This is a genomic window from Microcoleus sp. CAWBG640, assembly GCF_020883015.1.
GTDB classification, from domain to species: domain Bacteria; phylum Cyanobacteriota; class Cyanobacteriia; order Cyanobacteriales; family Microcoleaceae; genus Microcoleus; species Microcoleus anatoxicus.
Window position 1 is genome coordinate 1 of sequence record NZ_JAHRFC010000051.1, and the last position, 20,696, is coordinate 20,696.

Annotated in this window: 14 protein-coding genes; 11 read left to right on the forward strand and 3 right to left on the reverse strand. The window is 46.4% G+C overall.

Annotated features, from left to right (window positions below; genetic code table 11):
- The 3 genes from AAFP11_RS21395 to AAFP11_RS21405 all read left to right on the forward strand — a co-directional run.
- On the forward strand, nucleotides 1–629 hold a 629-nt coding region (locus AAFP11_RS21395), incomplete at its 5' end, for a homoserine kinase (protein WP_341738887.1).
- A gap of 190 nt (nucleotides 630–819) precedes the next feature.
- Nucleotides 820–3,897, forward strand: a complete 3,078-nt coding sequence (locus AAFP11_RS21400) for an esterase-like activity of phytase family protein (protein WP_341738888.1) — start codon at nucleotides 820–822, stop codon at nucleotides 3,895–3,897.
- Between the two features lie 138 nt (nucleotides 3,898–4,035).
- Complete coding sequence (locus tag AAFP11_RS21405) at nucleotides 4,036–4,335, forward strand: hypothetical protein (protein ID WP_341738913.1); 300 nt, start codon at nucleotides 4,036–4,038, stop codon at nucleotides 4,333–4,335.
- A gap of 109 nt (nucleotides 4,336–4,444) precedes the next feature.
- Here the strand turns inward: AAFP11_RS21405 and AAFP11_RS21410 are convergent, their stop codons facing one another.
- From AAFP11_RS21410 to AAFP11_RS21420, 3 genes are all read right to left on the reverse strand, one after another.
- Nucleotides 4,445–7,771, reverse strand: a complete 3,327-nt coding sequence (locus AAFP11_RS21410) for an AAA-like domain-containing protein (RefSeq protein WP_341738889.1) — start codon at nucleotides 7,769–7,771, stop codon at nucleotides 4,445–4,447.
- Nucleotides 7,772–7,807: 36 nt separating this feature from the next.
- Entirely contained in the window at nucleotides 7,808–10,090 is a 2,283-nt protein-coding gene (locus AAFP11_RS21415) for an AAA-like domain-containing protein (RefSeq protein WP_341738890.1), read from the reverse strand.
- Nucleotides 10,091–10,743: 653 nt separating this feature from the next.
- Complete coding sequence (locus tag AAFP11_RS21420; RefSeq protein ID WP_341738891.1) at nucleotides 10,744–11,547, reverse strand: DUF4058 family protein; 804 nt, start codon at nucleotides 11,545–11,547, stop codon at nucleotides 10,744–10,746.
- 364 nt (nucleotides 11,548–11,911) lie between these two features.
- On the opposite strand from AAFP11_RS21420, the gene fbp reads away from it, so the two are divergent.
- The 8 genes from fbp to AAFP11_RS21460 all read left to right on the forward strand — a co-directional run bounded on the left by fbp (nucleotide 11,912) and on the right by AAFP11_RS21460 (nucleotide 20,690).
- Nucleotides 11,912–12,985 (forward strand): class 1 fructose-bisphosphatase, encoded by a 1,074-nt coding sequence (gene fbp, locus AAFP11_RS21425; protein ID WP_341738892.1) that lies wholly within the window; start codon nucleotides 11,912–11,914, stop codon nucleotides 12,983–12,985.
- Between the two features lie 183 nt (nucleotides 12,986–13,168).
- A complete protein-coding gene (tal, locus tag AAFP11_RS21430) occupies nucleotides 13,169–14,320 on the forward strand; it encodes a transaldolase (protein WP_341738893.1) in 1,152 nt (383 codons plus the stop codon).
- 212 nt (nucleotides 14,321–14,532) lie between these two features.
- A complete protein-coding gene (locus tag AAFP11_RS21435) occupies nucleotides 14,533–15,339 on the forward strand; it encodes a hypothetical protein (RefSeq protein WP_341738894.1) in 807 nt (268 codons plus the stop codon).
- 3 nt (nucleotides 15,340–15,342) lie between these two features.
- Entirely contained in the window at nucleotides 15,343–16,872 is a 1,530-nt protein-coding gene (gene zwf, locus AAFP11_RS21440) for a glucose-6-phosphate dehydrogenase (RefSeq protein WP_341738895.1), read from the forward strand.
- Between the two features lie 183 nt (nucleotides 16,873–17,055).
- On the forward strand, nucleotides 17,056–18,417 hold the full coding sequence (gene opcA, locus AAFP11_RS21445) for a glucose-6-phosphate dehydrogenase assembly protein OpcA (protein WP_341738896.1): 1,362 nt from the start codon (nucleotides 17,056–17,058) through the stop codon (nucleotides 18,415–18,417).
- Complete coding sequence (locus tag AAFP11_RS21450; protein WP_180274546.1) at nucleotides 18,414–18,563, forward strand: hypothetical protein; 150 nt, start codon at nucleotides 18,414–18,416, stop codon at nucleotides 18,561–18,563. The genes opcA and AAFP11_RS21450 overlap by 4 nt, the downstream gene beginning before the upstream one ends.
- Nucleotides 18,564–18,593: 30 nt before the next feature.
- Nucleotides 18,594–20,090, forward strand: a complete 1,497-nt coding sequence (locus AAFP11_RS21455) for a cobyrinate a,c-diamide synthase (RefSeq protein ID WP_341738897.1) — start codon at nucleotides 18,594–18,596, stop codon at nucleotides 20,088–20,090.
- 108 nt (nucleotides 20,091–20,198) lie between these two features.
- On the forward strand, nucleotides 20,199–20,690 hold the full coding sequence (locus AAFP11_RS21460) for an ureidoglycolate lyase (RefSeq protein ID WP_341738898.1): 492 nt from the start codon (nucleotides 20,199–20,201) through the stop codon (nucleotides 20,688–20,690).
- Nucleotides 20,691–20,696 lie beyond the last annotated feature (6 nt).

The following is a 20,696-nucleotide window of genomic DNA, read 5'->3' on the forward strand; positions in this document are numbered from 1 at the left end:
CATCATCACCCCCCCTTAGCAAGGGGGAAATCACATCATCACCCCCCCTTAGCAAGGGGGAAATCACATCATCACCCCCCCTTAGCAAGGGGGAAATCACATCATCACCCCCCCTTAGCAAGGGGGAAATCACATCATCACCCCCCCTTAGCAAGGGGGGGCAGGGGGGGGGTTCCTGGCAAATTTGCGATATTCCGTGGCATCCTGATATTGTGCCCGTAGTAGCCATTCCCGATTTTGAACTTTCTACAGCCGAGGCGCGACAAGTTTTGCCCGCAGATTACAGCAGGGCTGACGCGATTTTCAATGCCGCACATCTCGGTTTGTTGGTGCGGGCTTTGGCTACGGGCGATCGAGATTGGCTGCGCTGCGCCCTCGATGACAAAATTCACCAGCCTTACCGCCAATCGCTGATTCGGGGATATGAAGCTGTGCAAGAAGCTGCGTTGAATGCTGGGGCTTGTGGGATGGTCATTAGCGGTGCGGGGCCGACGCTTTTGGCTTTAACGGATGTTACTAATGCTGATGCGGTTGTGAGGGAAATGGCGGCTGCTTGGGGGGAGTTTGGGGTGAAGGCTGATGTAAGGGCGATCGCGATCGACACTCAAGGATCGCAAGTCTCGACTTAAATACCTGAATATTTCCCTGGAAACATACCGCAGTCGCATAGATACTATACAAAGCTGTCTGGGCGATCGGCTCAAGTGTGGAAAGTACACAAGTGTTTAACCATTAAATAATCAGTCTTTAATCCTAGCGTGAGACCATACTCGCAACCCGAAAATATTTGACTTTAGCGGTAAAGAGGAGTGACTTAACGTGGCAGCAATTAACGGCACATCGGGAAATGACACATTAAACGGGACGATCGCAGGTGACTTAATTTCTGGGTTGGGTGGCGATGACGCCATTTTCGGTCAGGAAGGAAACGATCGCCTTTTTGGCAATGCAGGTAATGACTTGTTATTGGGCGGTTCGGGAAATAACGCACTCTACGGCGGTCGAAACCGAGATACCCTTCAAGGTGGCGAAGGAGACGATTTTCTCTCCGGCGATCTCGATCGCGACATTTTGACCGGTGGTGGCGGTAAAGATATTTTCGCTATCGGGCGGATCGGCAGTTCCCAACTAGAAAATGCTGACGTGATTACCGATTTTGTCAAAGGTCAAGACTTAATTAGTGTCAGCGGCATCTCTCCGGCTAACATCGAAATTTCTAGAGGTACGGGCAATTTTAGCAACAGTATTGTTCTCAAAGATTCAACAACCAACCAATTTTTAGCGATTTTGGAAGGAATCCGAAATTTCGATTCTGGAGATTTCATTGTTGCCGAAAGTCCAGTTCCGGCAGTGCGCTTTTCTAGCTTCAACGCTTCTTTGAACCGCAGTAGTGCAGGTCGGTTAATTACAGACCTTTCGACTCCTAGCAACCAGCAAGCAAAGAATGTCGCTGAAACTATTCAACGGGTAAATCCCGATGTTTTGTTAATTAACGAGTTTGACTACGATAGCAGCAACACATCCCTAAATTTGTTTCAGCAAAACTATCTGTCAGTCAGTCAGAATGGCGCAACTCCTGTTAATTATCCCTTTCGCTATACCGCCCCTTCAAACACAGGCATTGCTTCCGGTTTCGATTTAGATAATAACGGTTCCACTGTCACAGAAGTTGGCACCACCGGCTACGGCAACGACGCTTTCGGCTTTGGGGATTTTCCGGGACAATACGGCATGGCTTTGTACTCAAAATATCCCATTGATACGGCGAATATTCGCACGTTCCAAAACTTTCTATGGAAAGATATGCCGGGGGCATTTTTGCCGGATGACTCGGCTACTTCCGCCACAAATGACTATTACTCACCTGCTGAATTAAACGTATTTCGCCTGTCGTCAAAGAGTCACTGGGACGTGCCAATTAATATCAACGGCGACATTGTTCACGCTTTAGTCAGTCATCCAACCCCACCTGTATTTGACGGCCCAGAAGACAGAAACGGCAAGCGAAATCATGATGAAATTCGCTTGTGGGCAGATTACGTTACTCCTGGAAAAGGTAGTTATATTTACGACGATCGCCGCACATTTGGCGGACTTGCACCGAATGCGAGTTTCGTAATTATGGGCGACCAAAATGCCGATCCTGTTGATGGAGATAGTTTTGACAATGCGATTTTGCAGTTGCTGAATAACTCGCGGGTAAATACAGGAGTCACTAGCGCAATTCCTGCCAGTTTAGGCGGGATTCAACAAGTAGCAGACGGTGGGAATAATGTCAACCAAAAAGGCAATCCGGCTTTTGATACGGCGGATTTTGGAGATGCAGGAACGGGTTCGGGAAATCTGCGAGTTGATTATGTTTTGCCGTCCGCTGATTTGCCAGTTAGTGATGCTGCGGTATTTTGGCCTGTGACGACAGATCCGCTGTACAGATTGGTGGGCGATCGCCAAAATGCGGACACTACTCCTACTTCCGATCATAGTTTAGTTTGGGCAGATATTGCTGTGGGCGATCGCTCTCCGCGCACCAGTGTCAGAAATATCAACTTCCTCGGACAAGCTACTTATCCCACAGGTTCCGTCACTGTCCAAGGAACTCAACTCGGCGGACTTTCTGGCATTGATTACGACCAAGTTAACAACCGCTATTACAGTATTTCCGACGATCGATCGGACAGAAACCCAGCCCGATTCTATACCCTGAATATCGATTTAAGTTCTGGTTCGCTGTCTAGTTCCGGGATTAATTTCTCTGGGGTGACAACTCTGCTTAACCAAAATGCTCAACCTTTTGCGATTAATACTATCGACCCCGAAGGCATTGGTTTAACAAGTAATCGCAGCGTGTTTATTTCCTCAGAAGGCGAAGTTAGTAACTTGGCTGGTAGACTTCAGAGTCCATTTGTCAACGAGTTTGCTTTAGGAAGTGGCCTTCAGTTGCGACAATTACCAGTGCCCTCAAAGTTTGTACCAGTTATCGGTCCAGCAGATGCGCCAACAGCGGGAATTCGCAACAATTTAGCTTTTGAAAACCTAACAATTACTCCCGATGGAAAATTCTTGTTTACAGCAACGGAGAATGCTTTGGTGCAAGACGGGCCGCTGGCGACAATTAATACTGGTTCGCGATCGCGAATTCTCAAATACAATTTAACCACAGGACAGCCGGAACAAGAGTTTCTGTATCTAACTGACCCGGTGGCGCTTCCAGCAGTTCCAGAAACAGCTTTTAGTACCAACGGTTTAGTGGAACTGTTAGCCTTAGACAATCGCGGCACTTTCTTAGCACTAGAACGTTCTTTTTCTACAGGCGCACCAGGTACGGGAAATACCATCAAACTCTACGAAGTACGCCTAAATGGAGCCAGCGATATCAGCAGCATTAATTCGCTGAATGCGATTAACATTAATACTGTCAAACCCGTTGAAAAACGCTTGGTACTCAATTTTGACAGCCTGCGTTTACCGACTGGTTTGGATAATGTTGAAGGCATGACTTTGGGGCCAGTGTTACCGAACGGACAACAATCTTTAGTGCTAGTGAGCGACAATAATTTTAGCGCTACTCAGTTTACTCAAATATTAGCTTTTGGGCTGGCTTTGGATAATGAAACTCCCCGGCGGGCGCAGTCACTAGATATTGTGACTGATGGTGGTGCGATCATCGACTCTGCGGTGTCAGCAAGTAACATCAGCATCGAAAACAGTGCTTTCATCACAGACTTCAGAACAGTTTCTGGCTTGATGGGGTTCGATACCGAGCAGAATTATGCGATCGACCCCACAGCAATAAATCTCACTGGAATCGGCGCAGTTACCCAACCGGGCATTCAAATATCTGCTAAGCAGAAAGTTTCTTTATCTCTGCCTTCTGCCTTCGGAATGGGATCTTTTTAGCTTCTAAGCGAAAGCCCCGCGCCAAGCACGGTAATCCGTTGAGGGACGGGATGAAAGCGCCCGTCACTCAAAGACTATCCAGCAGCCAAAGCAGATTTCGATCGCGCGATTTTCAATGCCGCACACCTGGGTTTGTTGGTGCGGGCTTTGGCTACGGGCGATCGAGATTGGCTGCGCTGCGCCCTCCAAGACAAGATTCACCAGCCTTACCGCCGATCGCTGATTCAGGGATATGAAGCGGTGCAAAAAGCTGCACTGAATGCAGGGGCTTGTGGGATGGTCATTAGCGGTGCGGGGCCGACGCTTTTGGCTTTAACGGATGTTACTAATGCTGTTGCGGTTGTGAGGGAAATGGCGGCTGCTTGGGGGAAATTTGGGGTGAAGGCTGATGTCAGGGCGATCGCGATCGATACTCAAGGTGCACAAATCTCCCGATAACCGCCTTTTGTAGGGGTTCCCCTGCTGTATCTTTATCGCCAGGATTAAAACAAATTCGCAAAGTTCGCGTTCTTCTGCCGGAACCACAGCCGCATTTTTTGCCTAAATTCTATTTGATTGACTCTTGGTTGAGGTAATCAGCACACATCTGTTTATCCTCTTCTGTTACTTTTGGATTGGTTCTGAGATAATGGCTAATCCAATTGCAGCCTAATGCCGTAAGTTTATCAACATCCCAAATCCATAGTTTGATGGTTTTGTCACGGCTTGCAGAAGCCAAAGTCAAGCCATCGGGACTAAAGGCGACGCTCCAAACCGGATTGCTATGGCCGGTGAGGGTAGCGATGGGTTTTTGGCTTTCCAGGTGCCACAGTTTGATGGTGTGGTCAGTGCTTGCAGAAGCTAAAGTCAAGCCATCGGGACTAAAGGCGACGCTCAAGACCGGATTGCTATGGCCGGTGAGGGTAGCGATGGGTTTTTGGGTTTGCACGTTCCACAGTTTGATGGTGTAGTCAAAGCTAGCAGAAGCTAACGTCAAGCCATCGGGACTAAAGGCGACGCTTCTGACCGAATTGCTATGGCCGGTGAGGGTAGCGAGGGGTTTTTGGGTTTGCACGTTCCACAGTTTGATGGTCTTGTCTGAGCTTGCAGAAGCTAAAGTCAAGCCATCGGGACTAAAGGCGACGCTCAAGACCGGATTGCTATGGCCGGTGAGGGTAGCGATGGGTTTTTGGCTTTCCAGGTGCCACAGTTTGATGGTGTGGTCAGTGCTTGCAGAAGCTAAAGTCAAGCCATCGGGACTAAAGGCGACGCTTCTGACCGAATTGCTATGGCCGGTGAGGGTAGCGATGGGTTTTTGGCTTTCCAGGTGCCACAGTTTGATGGTGTGGTCAAAGCTTGCAGAAGCTAAAGTCAAGCCATCGGGACTAAAGGCGACGCTTCTGACCGAATTGCTATGGCCGATGAGGGTAGCGATGGGTTTTTGGGTTTGTACGTTCCACAGTTTGATGGTGTTGTCTAAGCTTGCAGAAGCCAATGTCAAGCCATTGGGACTAAAGGCGACGCTATAGACCCAACTGCTATGCCCTGTGAGGGTAGCAATGGGTTTTTGGGTTTGCACGTTCCACAGTTTGATGGTCTTGTCTGAGCTTGCAGAAGCCAATGTCAAGCCATTGGGACTAAAGGCGACGCTATTGACCTTACTGCTATGCTCGGTGAGGCTTGCGATCTCTTTTTGGCTTTCTAAGTGCCACAGTTTGATGGTGTTGTCTAAGCTAGCGGAAGCCAATGTCAAGCCATCGGGACTAAAGGCGACGCTATAGACCCAACTGCTATGCCCTGTGAGGGTAGCAATGGGTTTTTGGGTTTGCACGTTCCACAGTTTGATGGTGTTGTCATCGCTTGCAGAAGCCAAAGTTAAGCCATCGGGACTAAAGGCGACGCTTCTGACCGAATCGCTATGCCCGGCGAGGCTTGCCATCTCTTTTTGGGTTTGCAGGTGCCACAGTTTGATGGTGTTGTCATCGCTTGCAGAAGCCAAAGTCAAGCCATCGGGACTAAAGGCGACGCTTCTGACCGAATCGCTATGTCCGGTGAGGGTAGCGATGGGTTTTTGGCTTTCCAGGTGCCACAGTTTGATGGTGTTGTCATCGCTTGCAGAAGCCAAAGTCAAACCATCGAAACTAAAGGCGACGCTATTGACCAAATTGCTATGGCCGGTGAGGGTAGCAATGGGTTTTTGGGTTTGCACGTTCCACAGTTTGATGGTGTGGTCAAAGCTTGCAGAAGCCAATGTCAAGCCATCTAGACTAAAGGCGACGCTTCTGACAGAACTGCTATGCCCTTCCAAACTATTGTGTTCTTTGACTTCGGAAACGGCTTGTTGCAGTGCAGCTATTACTGGCGCTTTGATGTCTTTTGTAGTCTCGGCTGAAGCATCTAGTTGTTTGAATGCGTACCCTGCCTTCAATATTTCCAACAATGCTTGGAATGTCTGTCCTGAACGAAATGATTCATTAGAAAAAGCAGTTTCCTGGATGACATTTGCTAAATTCTGGGCTTGAGTGACTTTATAGGTGGCTAATTGCTCTGCTTTAATTAGCGTCTGATTGGCTTGAGTCAAAATTTTATTCGCTTGTTTTTGTGCTTCTAACTCTCGTTCAACTTCCCATTGTTGTACTTCCCGACTGGCATTTAAAAACTGATAATCCAAATCGCTCAAACTTTTACCGGCTGCCCAAGTTTGAGCATATTGCAACGCTTGCCCCCGCAACAGTCGCGATTCATCCTGGCAATTAGACTCTCTCCAAGCTTCCAAACTTTCGCTGTAAGGGCGGAGTTCCGCTAATTGTTTTTCTACCCAATCAAGATTAAAAACCGATTTATAAATTGGGTTATAAACTTTAAGTTTACCCGACTGCTTAACCACCAACCCAGTTAATCGTAGTTCCATTTGTTCGGGACTATCATCAGTCGCTATTTCATTGTGCTGCAAAATTTGCTGATATAGTCCCAATAACCTACTTGCCCGTTGTTCGCTGCGTAAAATGCGATCGCGAATCGTCTTCAAGTGTTCCGGTTCATCCTGTCCTTCCCAATTCTCAATCACCTTTTCTCGGACTAAGTTTTCTACCCACTCAGCGGGATTTTCAATGGGTGTAGAGTTGGCACGATCGAGCAGTATTTTACAAAGTTTTTGTGTTAAAAATGGCTGTCCACCCGTCCAATATAAGACTGCTTCTAACAAAGCTTGAGAATTTTCTCCTTGAGTTTCTAACCCCACTGCCAGAGGTTGGGCTTCTGCTAATTGAAACCCCGTTAACCCTATCCCTCGACCAATATTAAAAGGAGTGCGTCGCTTGTCTTGAATTAAATCTGAGGGAGTTGCCACCCCTAACATTGTAAATGTTAATCGACGATAGTGGGGTTTATCCGCTCGGTTATTATAGCAATCACGAATCACAGCAAAAAAATCTTCAATTTTAAAATTTAAACTCATTAAGCTGTCCGATTCATCGACAAAAATTACTATATTTTCTGAGATATTCTTGAGTAATACTTCTTCAACAAATTTACTAAATCTTTTCACATTCGATAGTAACCTATTATGCTCCCACCATTCATCTAAATCAAAAACATCATACAAATTTAATCGGCTGATGATGCTATCGATCACGCCTGCATACCACTCTTCTGGCGTAATATCTGATGTGCCAATTTCTGTGATATCAATACTACTACAGGCTATTCCCTCTGCTTGTAACCGCTGCATTGTCCGCACTCGCAGGGATGATTTCCCCATTTGTCGGGAATTAAGAACATAGCAAAATTCTCCGGCTTTTAAAGCTTGATAAAGTTCTTCATCCGCCTTTCGAGTGACGTAAGTTGGGGCGTTTGCAGGAAGGCTCCCTCCAACTTGATATTGATAATCTTTCATAAGTTATTGTTAATTTATAGGTGGAGAATCAGAGAATCAAGGAATCAATTTGTACAGTCGTACAGGTTCAGGAATTCCCTTTAATTCTTGCATACCTAAGTCAATCACATTTAAAGATAAATGGGTTTTAACGACTTGATAAATTGTCTCAGAAATACAGATTCCTCCTGGCTCTGCTTTCCCTTCTAAACGAGCAGCTAAATTTACACCAGCCCCCCTGATATCATTATTAATAGAAAAAATTTCTCCCAAGTGAATACCAATGCGGTGTTGGAGGACATGACTCGCAGGTAAGGTTGTAGCAGCTTCGGCGAAATTTCGTTGTATTTCTAGCGCACAGGCAACTGCTTTTACGGCACTTTCTGGAAAGCAAATTAATAAACCATCGCCCATTTCTTTAAGGACTTTGCCTTGATGTTTAGCGCAGATGCCTCGGATGATGTTGAAATCTCGATTCACTAATTCTAGTGTCAACTTTTGGTTGGCAACTGATAAAGCAGTGGAATTAACAACATCCGAGAACATAATAGCTGCTAAACTACTCTCTAGGTGCAAGCTTGATGGGTGACTAGGTTGTTGCACAGCAGTCATATTCGGTTGGGGAGAGGCTAGGCGATCGCGAAAATATTGGCGATACAAACCACAAAATGGCATTACAGCATTTCCCTGAAATTTGATCAACCCCATGCTTCGCAATTTAAAAGCCTCTCCGGTATTAATTTCTACAGGTTGTTCGCTGTTAATTACTTGTCTAATTGTTGCTGCTAGTTCTGCATCTGTTTCCAAGTTAACTAAATGCCGTCGTAAATGATCGTAGTAAGGGCCTTCTTCAGTAGGAGCGACTTTTAGCAAGCGATCTAAGGTAATTCTCCCCCTGGCAACTTGGTAGAGAGCAACTCGCACTAAATAAGGATGACCGCCCACCATTTCCATCAGGTCACAAATCTCTTGATTTGACCAATTTAATCCGTGCCGATTCACTAAATCTGTTACCTGTCTCTGATTGAGTTCAGGTAACTCTATGGGCAATCCCACGTTAAATGGCGATTGATTAATATTAAGAGGAATATAAACTTCTTGAGAGTGAGAAATGACTAACCTTAGCTTTTTCCAAATTTCCTCATTTTTCCCCCGCTCGTGCCAAGCTCGTAATAACCCAAAGAAGTCGGTGGCTATTTCGGAATGCGGAAAAATCTGATCGACTTCATCTAACCCTAAAACAAGAGGCTGATCGCTGTCAGATAATAGATAGCGTTGGAAATACTTGGTGCTTTTATTTTTACTACCGAGAACGCCTCTCCAATATTCTCCTAACCTGTCTTCTAAATTTAATTCATTGGTAATCTCACCACAAAACCACTGCAACAACTCATCAAGATTGGTGAGAAAACTACTATCAGCCGATTGAAAGTTTAAATAAGCTGTTGGATATCCCTGTTCTTTGGCGTGGTATAAAATTCGCTGCACTAAGGAAGTTTTTCCCATTTGCCGGGGGGCTTTGATTCGGATTAAAGCTCCGGCTTTTACAATAGTTTCGTAGCACTCCGATTCAATGGGAGGCCGATCAATATATAGGGGTGAATCTAAACTAACAGAACCTTCTGGGTTATCTAAATTGAGAATAGAAAGGGGAGGTGCGGCGATCAAGAATCGCCCATTTTCCACTACAGGCGGCGACTCCTCAACGATATCGCTAACAGAAGCATCACTCGATCGCTCTGCTGCATCCAACTCAGAAAAATCCGACTTTTTCTTTAATACCGGAGTAAGTTCTTCTGGAATCCCTGCCATGCTGATGCTAACGCAACCCAACTTATAGGCACGTTCGATCGACTCCCCCGCCGCCAAGGTATCGTAAAAACCTACAGCAAATTCTCGTGCGGCGTTATCTCCCACCGTTTGCTTCATGCCGATCACATAGGGAATGTGACGTGCGATCGCCTCAGCTTGCACTTCTGAATAGCAAGCGTTGAGTATTACGCACTCCACGTACTCGTTAAATGCCTCAAACAAAGCGGCCAATGCTTTGGCATTTACTAGCTTAATCTGCCCTATGTCATCTTCTAAGGCTAAACCCCCTTCTCCTGCACCATGCCCGGAGAAATGCACAATCTCTGGTTTATAATCTAATACGGCTCGCTGCATTTCTCTTGGTGTCACCGCCCACTGTTGCTCCAGTTGAAACTTGTCGCGCTTTTGTGAGCGTTGCAACCCCTCTGCAATTTCCTTCGCCTCTTTCTGTAAGTCCACAGGAGTGGTGTTTTTGGGGTTGGCTGCCAAAAATAGGATAGTTTTTTTCTTTCGAGTAGAAATACTCATCAATGGAACCTTCACGCTTAGGAGATACAAGAGCTTAACGACACTACCCCAGTCAGGGCGAGATATTTCTTGCCTTGACGGTATTTAAGCACAAACATCTTTATTTTTGTTGGTCAGTAAACTGGCACAAACGATCACCCTGACTCAAGCATAACCAATCGACGAGGCGATCGCTACTCTCAACTAATCATTTTAGCTCCGTATTCAAGAAGTGCGATCGGCTTCCCATTTTGCCGTCGTATTTTCATAAATATCGAGATTCTTTATAGTTTTATTCTCATGCCTGAGCAAGCACTTTTTGATTTTTCGATCGCCTAGGTTAGTATATAAAATATTATCGGATTCTGCCTTTACTTAATTTTTGTTTTTTGCAGATTGAATAGCGCCTCTAAAAAGTGGAGTTTTAGCTACAGATTAAACATCAATAGAATCTACAATAAAAACTCTTGGGACACTTTTTCCTGTTAAATATATTCCCATTTTTTTAATTTTCCACCAGATCTAAAATTCCCCTAAAGTTCCACCCCCTTTCCCAAAACCCTTCCTAAGATATAAGTTAGAGGGCGATCGCTCTCATATTCAACTTTGACAGTCAACCCTACTCGATCGAGTATTACAATCAAAGTATCGCCGATTAATAAGGTAAAATAAAATTAATTATCTCGCAATCCTGTTTCTTGTAAAAGTTCCTGTGCCCAAACCCGATTTTCTTCTGACAGGGATGGTACGGGTTCTCGATCGTAATCGATCCGATAATCATAGCCGGCGCGATCGTAAATACCTGCGAACAATTCCGGTAAATTAACAATAGGTTCTACATCTTCCTCGCGCAATGGCACCGGAAATATAGGTAGAGAATCCCGGAGATTAAAACCATAAAGTTCGGCAAAAGGACGGCGATCGCTACGACTGACTAAAACCCGATAATCGCTTAGAATGGAACTGTTGAGTACAGGCATCGGTTCCCAGCTTCGCAACAAGTCGATTTCCACTAAATTGGTTAAGCTACCTAAAATACTCTGGCGTTTTTTGAGATAAGTAATTCTGCCTTCTCCACTGCGTTTGTTGACAGGAGAAAGAATTTCAATTGCCGTGACAACTTGTTTAGTTGCCATTTCTCGCACTTCTAGGTAAGTTTGTTTAATTTTTTCAGGAATAGGGACTTTGACGGTAGTAGGAAGTGCGATAGTTAAAGTGGCAACTGAACGGGTGGGAAGATCGGGGCTATTAGATTGACGTTTAATCGCCACATCGGGGATACCAACTAAAAGCGAGTCGCCGTTACTGTCATTTGGATCGGTAATTTCATAGATGCGTTTGTCGATCGCAATTTCATATTTAGGGCGAATTTGAGGCATGATGCTATCAGCGATCGCGACAATTAATCGATTATGAGTTTCCTGCCAAAAATCGGGGTGTTCTAAGTAGGGGTCCATTCCGGGAAAGGGTGAGGGCATAGGACAGCTTTCCGATGTATTGATTTTAAAATCATTTTAGCAGTGGGTTCGATTGACTGACCTCCGTTAAATCCGTTGCCTAACTTCTTTCTGCCATACACCAAACCTAAATCCCGAAACCAACACTTTCTGCGGTAAATCAAAAAATTAGTTATTTTCGGTACAATTGCGGACTCAACAGCCGATCGCACTCCTCAATTTTCCACCGGATCTAAAATTCCCCTAAAGTTCCACCCCCTTTCCCAAAACCCTCCCTAAGATATAAGTGAGAGGGCGATCGGTCTCATACCCGATTCAGGAGCAAATGTCAAGCACCTGAAAACCCCAAATTAGCGAGCCGCAAGACAGGGAGGTTATCAAAATCATGGTACAAGCGCCGACAGGAGAAACCCGTCTGGGTCCGATCGATCAGGTGCAAGCCTTAGACCGCGATTGCACGACTCTATCCCGTCACGTACTCCAGCAACTCCACAGCTTTAGTGCAGATGCTCAGGATCTCAGTGCCCTGATGAATCGCATCGGACTAGCTGCCAAGCTGATCGCGAGGCGACTGAGTAGGGCTGGATTAATGGCAGATGCCTTGGGGTTTACAGGGGCTGTCAACGTCCAGGGAGAATCCGTCAAAAAGATGGATGTCTATGCTAATGAAGTTTTTATCTCCGTCTTCCAGCAAAGCGGACTTGTCTGCCGCTTGGCTTCGGAGGAAATGGAAAAACCCTACTATATTCCCGAAAATTGTCCGATCGGGCGCTACAGCCTGCTCTACGACCCCATAGATGGTTCTTCCAATCTCGACACCAATCTCAATGTCGGCTCGATCTTTAGTATCCGCAAGCAAGAAGGAGACGACGAAGACGGCTCAGCCTCAGACTTGCTGCAACACGGACACAAACAAATTGCCGCCGGCTACGTGCTTTATGGTCCCAGTACCATGCTGGTTTATTCGATCGGTCGTGGCGTCCATTCCTTCACCCTCGACCCCAGTTTGGGCGAATTCATTCTAGCAACCGAAAATATTCAGGTTCCAGACACAGGCCCGATTTACAGCGTCAACGAAGGCAACTTTTGGCAGTGGGAGGAATCTTATCGGGATTACATTCGCTACGTCCACCGCAATCAAGGTTACAGTGCCCGGTACGGCGGGGCTTTGGTGGGAGATTTTCACCGGATTTTATTTCAGGGAGGTGTCTTTTTGTACCCCGGAACGGTGAAAAAACCGGAGGGCAAATTGCGCTTGCTGTACGAATCTGCTCCTTTGGCGTTTTTGATGGAACAAGCCGGCGGGCGGGCTAGTACCGGCATTCAAGACATCTTGGATGTGGTGCCAACTCAACTTCACGAGCGCACACCTTTGATTATTGGCAGTAAAGAAGATGTCGCCCTCGTAGAGTCTTTTATTCAAGATCGATCGCGCAATCCTCGAACAGTTCTGGAGTGAAGGAAGAAGGAAGAAGGAAGAAGGAAGAGGGAAGAAGGAAGAAGGAAGAAGGAAGAAAGTTGTAGCTGCCCAATTCCCAATTCCCAATTCCCAATTACCAATTCCCAATTCCCAATTACCAATTCCCAATTCCCAATTCCCAATTTCTAATTCCCAAATATCAAATTGTAGGAGTTACAGATCATGACGGAAACGACCAAGAATCACCTGTTAGAAATCAAAGAAATCGGCCAGAGCATCTGGATGGACAATTTGACTCGCAATCTGATCGAGTCCGGCGAACTCAAAAAGATGATCGAAAGTCGCGGGCTGCGAGGGATTACATCGAATCCGGCTATTTTTGAGAAGGCGATCACGGGCAATGTGATTTACGATGCCGATATCGAAGCTGGTATCCGGGCGGGTAAATCTGTACTCGAAATTTACGAATCTCTAGTTTTTGAAGATATCCGCAATGCTTGCGATATCTTCGCTCCAGTGTACGAAGAGTCCAAAGGTTTGGACGGCTACATCAGCATTGAAGTGCCACCGACGATCGCCAATGATACAGAAAGCACGATTAGCGAAGCCTTACGTTATTATCAGGCGATCGGTAAACCAAATGTGATGATCAAGATTCCGGGAACTGCTCAAGGATTGCCGGCAGTGGAACGAGTCATCAGCGAAGGGATTAACGTTAACGTGACTTTGCTGTTCTCCGTTGACAGCTACATCGAAACCTTCTGGGCTTATATCCGTGGCTTGGAAGCGCGGGCAGCTAAGGGTTTGGATGTCAGCAATATTGCCTCAGTTGCCAGTTTCTTCTTGAGCCGGATTGACATCAACATCGACGGTCAAATTGACGCAAAACTCAAAGGAGTCACTGATGTTGCTACGAAAGCCAAACTGGAAGCGGTGAAGGGAAAAATTGCGATCGCCAATGCCAAAGTAGCTTACCAGAAATATAAAGAGATCGTGGCGAGCGATCGCTGGCAAACATTAGCAGCAAAGGGAGCAGAAGTGCAACGGCTATTGTGGGCGAGTACCAGCACCAAAAACCCCAACTACAGCGATGTGATGTATGTCGATGAATTGATCGGCCCCGACACGGTGAACACTTTGCCACCGAACACTGTTGAGGCTTGTTTCGATCACTGCGATGTCGCTCCCCGGATTGAGAACAACGTCGCAGAAGCTTACGCGCTGATCGAAAGTCTCAAAGATCCAGATATCGACATCAACTTGGATAATGTGATGGCAGACTTGCTTCTGGAGGGGATTGAGAAATTCGTTAGCCCGTTCCAATCTCTGATGGATTCCTTGGCAGAGAAAGTACAGAAACTCTCACCTGTGTAGTCAGCCGATTTGGTATCGGTAAGGGCAGAAACTCTCAGGAGTCATAATACATAATCATTTTGGCTCTTGATTCCTGAGAAATTGTCCGTCTCCAATTATTGACGAGGCCGAGATTATGGAAAATTTGTGTACGAACGTACACAATTCCCTTGTCAAAAAATATCAAATTCCCAATCCTTGATTTTTGAGCGCGATCGGCTTAAGGAAATTTTATGTTATCAACTCATACCATTGAACAAAGCGAGGACAGCAAAGCCCAACTGGATATCCCGGAACGGGCGAGGCTTCAAGAACTGGAATTCATTGTGGAACATGGACTTCAGACATTTTACGAAGTCGGCAAAGCCCTTGAGGAAATTCGAGAACAGAAACTGTACCGGGAAACCCATAAGACTTTTGAGGCTTATTGTCAGGAAAAGTGGGGAATAACGAAACGAAGAGCTTATCAGTTCATTGATGCGGCTGAGATTATGGAAAATTTGTGTACGAACGTACACAATTCCCTTGTCAAAGAATATCAAATCCGCCCACTAAAGGGACTGCCTGCGGAGCTACAGCTAGAAATTTGGCAAGAGGCTTTAGAGTCATCTCCTAATGGTATGCCTACCGGTGCAGCAGTTCAGCGCTTGGTCGATCAGCGATTTCCATCTCTAGGAAGCGGACGATCGCCTAAAGATACTGATTCTGAATTGGAGAAGTTGCGATCGGACAATAAGCGGCTTAGAGAAGAAGTCCGACAGCAAAACAGGGACAGGGATCGGCGTGCTGCTGCTGTGGCATTGGAAATGGAGCAACTTCGAGCCGAAAACAGGCAGTTGAAAGCTGAACTCCTACAACGCGATCGAGATTGGGAAGTCCGTCTGGCGGTTGAGAGGCGAAAAATTCGAGAAGAGGTAAGGGCAGAACTCAAGGCAGAATATGAAGGGCAGATCAACTCCCTCACCCAGCAACTGGCAGAAATGACGGCAAACTATCAATCTGTATTGGCAAGACTCACAGCACTAGAAGGGGCAAAATAAAAAATGGTCACAATTCTTGAAAACCCGCTGCGGGTAGGTTTGCGAAAAGAACGAGTGCCGGAACCGCAAATTCTGGTAATCTTCGGAGCTTCGGGAGATCTCACCCAGCGCAAACTCGTACCAGCAATTTATCAGATGAAGCGCGATCGACGCTTACCACCGGAAACTACTGTCGTGGGAGTAGCCCGTCGCCCTTGGAGTCACGATTACTTCCGAGAGCAAATGCGCGAAGGCATTGAAGAATTTGGTGGTGGCATTGGCAATGAAGAATTTTGGCAAGATTTTGCTCAGAGTTTGTTCTACTGTCCGGGCGACATTGACAACCCCGAAAGTTATCAAAAACTCAAAGCCCTCCTAGAAGAACTCGACCAAAAAAGGAGAACCCGCGGCAACCATATATTTTATCTTTCCGTTTCCCCCAACTTCTTTCCCGAAGCGATTCGGCAATTGGGCGCAGCCAAAATGCTGGCAGATCCGATCAAACATCGCTTAGTTATTGAAAAACCCTTTGGACGCGACTTGAACTCGGCAAAAGCTCTCAATCGAGTAGTCCAGGAAGTTTGTCAAGAACAGCAAGTTTACCGGATTGACCACTATTTGGGCAAAGAAACTGTTCAAAATCTCCTGGTTTTTCGGTTTGCGAATGCGATTTTTGAGCCGCTGTGGAACCGCCAATTTGTCGATCACGTACAAATTACCGTTGCAGAAACAGTAGGCGTAGAAGACCGAGCCGGTTACTACGAATCCTCTGGGGCTTTGCGGGATATGCTGCAAAACCATTTGATGCAGATTTTTTGTCTCACAGCAATGGAAGCGCCAAACTCCCTAGATGCTGACAGCATCCGTACCGAAAAGATGAAAGTTTTGCAAGCAACACGCTTAGCTGACTTGCATAACTTAGAGAATTCGGCGATTCGCGGTCAGTATTCGGCTGGCTGGATGAAGGGCAAACCAGTACCCGGATACCGCACGGAACCAGGAGTCAATCCTCAATCCATGACTCCAACTTTCGTAGCGATGAAGTTTACGATCGACAACTGGCGCTGGCAGGGAGTACCTTTTTACCTACGCACCGGGAAGCGGTTGCCGAAAAAAGTCAGCGAAATTGCAATTCAGTTTCGCGAAGTGCCCCTGATGATTTTTCAGTCAGCGGCTCAACAAACTACTCCTAACGTTTTGACCATGCGCGTCCATCCCAATGAGGGGATTTCGCTGAGGTTTGAGGCGAAAATGCCGGGACCGGATTTGCGGACGCGGACGGTGGATATGGATTTCAGTTATGGTTCTTCCTTTGGGGTGACTTCTTCGGATGCTTACGATCGCCTGTTAATTGATTGTATGTTGGGCGACCAAACTTTGTTCACTCGTTCTGACGAAGTGGAAGAAGCTTGGCGGATCGTAACACCGGCGTTGATGGCATGGGAAGCACCAAGCGATCCGGCACTGGTTCCTCAGTATGAAGCGGGTACTTGGGAGCCTGCGGAGGCAGAATTGCTAATTAATCGAGACGGCCGCAAGTGGCGAAGACTTTAGGCGATTTTGGATTTTAGATTTTGGATTTTGGATTGAAGAAAGCGACCCCACGGATAAAGACAGGAACTTGTATCCTTCATGCTTTCGGTCAACAGACAACAGTCAACTGTCAACCGTCAACAGTCAACTGTCAACCGTCAACAGTCAACAGTCAACTGACAAATAAAAAAGGAGAAAAAACCGATGATTATGACACCGATGAAAGCTCCGCCTCTAGTTTCATTGCAAAGTCCGAAAGATGTTTCGATCGACCAAATAGAGGCCGAATTAGGTCGAATTTGGGAAAGCTACAGAGAATCTGGGTCTCAAAATGATTGGACGATCGCCACTAGAGCCACAACTTTTACTTTTGTAGTCTACGAACCCGAAGAAACTCAACGGTTATTGGCGGATGTCGGCTTTTATGATGGTCCGATCGATGGGATTACCGGGCCCATGACGGCATCCAGTATCAGGGCTGCTCAAAAAGCTTATGGCTTGCCGAGAACTGGCAAAGCTAATGCTGAATTGCTGGCAACTTTGCGGGAAGAGGTGGCTAGGAAAAATTCCACTGGCAGCAAGTTGGGTCCAACGGGCTTTAGTTCAGGTGGTTCGGCTGTAGCCGACGCGATCGTGGCGGCTAATCCCTGCCGGATTATTGCTCTGTGTCCGACGGCTGGGGAAGATACTGGGGTACAGGCTCAAGTGGCTGCTTATTGTCCGGTACACAAGGGTGGAAGTGGCAATCTGATTTGTTGCGAGTACATTACGCTCCGGGGTACCGAAGCGGCTCTGGAACGGGTCAGCGGTATCGTAACAGCGCTGACGATCGCCGATTTGCCGACCCTGTTATGGTGGAAAGCGACTCCTGATGCCGATCGCGATTTATTTCAGCGATTAGCTGCAACTAGCAGTTCGGTGATTATTGACTCTAGCTGTTTTGCCGAACCCCAAGCTGAATTACTGTTGATGCAAAGTCTGATTGAGGAAGGAATTCCGATCGCGGATCTGAATTGGCGCCGACTGGCTGCGTGGCAGGAGTTAGCTGCGGAGGCTTTCGATCCGCCATCACGTCGCGCTGCAATTGGGGAAATCGATCGGGTGACGATCGATTACGAACGTGGTAATTCCACTCAAGCGCTGATGTATTTGGGCTGGCTGGCGAGTCGGCTTCAGTGGCGTCCGGTTGCTTTCAAGCAGGAAGAAGGCGATTACCAAATCAAACGGATTAAATTCGCCGGTGTTGATGAGCGGGCGATCGAAGCAGAGTTAGCTGCGATTCCGACTGCTGATACAGGCGATGTCCCTGGGGATTTGATTGCTCTGCGTTTGAATTCTACAAACGAGAATGCTGACTGCGGTACAGTGCTGTGTTCGGAAGCTGGCGGTTGTATGCGGATGGAAACGAAGGGTGGCGCTCAAACCGATCGCTTTAACCAAGTAACTCCCCTATTAGATCAAGTGACAGAACAGTTGCTGGGACAGCATTTACAGAGTTGGGGCCGCGACGTGCTTTACGAAGAAAGTTTGGCAGTCACGGCTCAATTGCTAAAGTTAGCTAATTGAAGGAAGAAGGTTCGGCAGCGGATTTTGTAACGGATGTAACGGATGTTAAGAAGGAAGAAGGAAAAGAAGAGTTCAATTATGATTTTTCTTTTGCTTCTTCTTCTCTTTTCTTCCTTCGCGCCCTTCGCGTCTTCGCGGTTCGTTAAATATGTATTCTTTGTGAATAATCTAGAACTATGGCTTTAGTAATTGCGGGCGAACGCAGCGGTGTCGGAAAGACGACTGTCACGATCGCCCTTTTAGCTTATTTAATCCGTCGCGGCTTGAATGTTCAGTCTTTTAAGGTAGGCCCAGACTACATCGATCCGATGTTTCATGCTTTTGTGACTGGCCGCCCCTGTCGGAATTTAGATGCGATATTGACCTCTGAATCTTACGTGCAAAAATGTTTTTTGCGTCATATTCAAGATGTTGATTGTGCCTTAGTTGAAGGGGTGATGGGACTATTTGATGGTGTGAATCGAAGGAAGAAGGAAGAAGGAAGAAGGAAGAAGGAAGAAGGAAGAAAGAAAAGGGAAGAAGGGAAAGAAGAGTTCAATTATGATTTTTCTTTTGCTTCTACGGCTCATGTTGCTGCTTTGCTGAATTTGCCGATATTGTTGGTGATAGATTGCAGCCGATTGTCTGGTTCTGTGGCTGCGATCGCACATGGTTTTCGGTCTTTTGACAAAAACCTTAATTTCGCTGGTTTGGTGTTGAATCGGGTGGCGAGCGATCGACATTTGGAGTTGCTGACCAATGCTCTGGAACCGCTGGATTTACCGATTTTGGGGGTGCTCCGACGGGATGAGGCTGTGACTATTCCCGATCGCCATTTAGGCCTAATTCCGGCTGAGGAGTTGCCGAATCTTGAGGTTGCGATCGATAAGTTGGCCGATTTGGCTGCTGTGGCTTTTGACTGGGAAAAACTTTTGCCAATGCTGGCGGTAACTTCAAATGGGGGGGGTGAGGGGTCTGAGCAACTTTTGGGTAGATACAGTCTCCCTTCGGTTATTGTAACTCAAAAAAATGATGTTGTCAACAGTTTGGATGGGAAATTTGGGGTGCGGATTGCAGTGGCGCGCGATCGGGCTTTTAATTTTTACTATCAGGATAATCTTGATTTATTGGCAGAGTTGGGTGCGGAATTAGTATTTTGGAGTCCGCTTGATGATGCTGTTTTTCCTAACAATGTGCAAGGGTTGTATTTTGGCGGTGGTTTTCCCGAAGTTTTTGCTAAGGAATTGAGCAGTAATGTGGTGATTCGAGATGCGGTAAGAAGTGCTATTTTTGCGGGAATGCCGACTTATGCTGAGTGCGGGGGTTTGATGTACTTGTGCGATTCTATTGTAGACTTCGAGGGCAATTCTTGGCAAGGGGTGGGAGTGTTGAAATCTACTGCTGAGATGGGAAAGCGTTTGACTTTGGGATATCGAGAAACTGTGGCGGTGAGGGATAGTTGTGTGTTAGTTGCGGGGGATGAGGTTTGCGGGCATGAGTTTCATCGATCGCACTTAACTGTAGAACCCACTAATCCAGTTTATCATAGTTGGAGATACGGCAAGCGGGGGGAAGTTGAGCCGATTGGTGAAGGATGGGGAGTTTATCAAGTTCATGCTGCTTATTTGCATTTGCATTGGGGGGCGAGGCCTGATATTCCGGCTCGGTTTTTGCAGCGGTGTGCTGATGCGTGATTTTAAGGCTAATTATTGGAGTCTATTTAACGAACCGCGAAGACGCGAAGAGCGCTAAGGAAGAGAGGAAGAAGATGAAGGGAAGATGCGTAATTTCTGTAGGGATTTATGAGTGAATCAATTTCGACTAAGCGGTTATTGGCGCAATGGGTGACACCGGAGAATTTTCGGAGTTATGGTCAAGTTATTTTTGCGAGTTTTGATGGTAAGTGTTTTGATGTTGAGGATGCTCAGTTAAATTTGGACAATGGCATTCCTAGATTTTACATTATGCGGTTGCAAGGTAAATGTCGCAAGTTTGGCAAAATTACGCGACACGTTGAATGTACTCAGTGTTTGGGTTCTTTGGATGGGAAGGATTGGTTGATGGCGGTTGCACCTCCTGGGGATAGCGATAAACCGAGTTTAGAGGATATTGTTGCTTTTCGGATTCCTGGCAATTGTTTTATTAAGTTAGATGTGGGTACTTGGCACGCTGGGCCTTATTTTGATGCAGACTTTGTAGATTTTTATAATCTTGAATTGAGCGATACGAATGTAGTCGATCATTTTAGTTTTGATTTTGTGAAGAATCACAATCTGGAATTTGAAATTATCTAATTTATC

What these genes read in the sequence shown, in the direction of transcription:
- AAFP11_RS21410 (WP_341738889.1), bottom strand. Translation starts at nt 7,771, where the DNA reads ATGAAAGATTATCAATATCAAGTTGGAGGGAGCCTTCCTGCAAACGCC.
- AAFP11_RS21415 (WP_341738890.1), bottom strand. Translation starts at nt 10,090, where the DNA reads ATGAGTATTTCTACTCGAAAGAAAAAAACTATCCTATTTTTGGCAGCC.
- AAFP11_RS21420 (WP_341738891.1), bottom strand. Translation starts at nt 11,547, where the DNA reads ATGCCCTCACCCTTTCCCGGAATGGACCCCTACTTAGAACACCCCGAT.
- fbp (WP_341738892.1), top strand. Translation starts at nt 11,912, where the DNA reads ATGGTACAAGCGCCGACAGGAGAAACCCGTCTGGGTCCGATCGATCAG.
- tal (WP_341738893.1), top strand. Translation starts at nt 13,169, where the DNA reads ATGACGGAAACGACCAAGAATCACCTGTTAGAAATCAAAGAAATCGGC.
- AAFP11_RS21435 (WP_341738894.1), top strand. Translation starts at nt 14,533, where the DNA reads ATGTTATCAACTCATACCATTGAACAAAGCGAGGACAGCAAAGCCCAA.
- zwf (WP_341738895.1), top strand. Translation starts at nt 15,343, where the DNA reads ATGGTCACAATTCTTGAAAACCCGCTGCGGGTAGGTTTGCGAAAAGAA.
- opcA (WP_341738896.1), top strand. Translation starts at nt 17,056, where the DNA reads ATGATTATGACACCGATGAAAGCTCCGCCTCTAGTTTCATTGCAAAGT.
- AAFP11_RS21455 (WP_341738897.1), top strand. Translation starts at nt 18,594, where the DNA reads ATGGCTTTAGTAATTGCGGGCGAACGCAGCGGTGTCGGAAAGACGACT.
- AAFP11_RS21460 (WP_341738898.1), top strand. Translation starts at nt 20,199, where the DNA reads ATGAGTGAATCAATTTCGACTAAGCGGTTATTGGCGCAATGGGTGACA.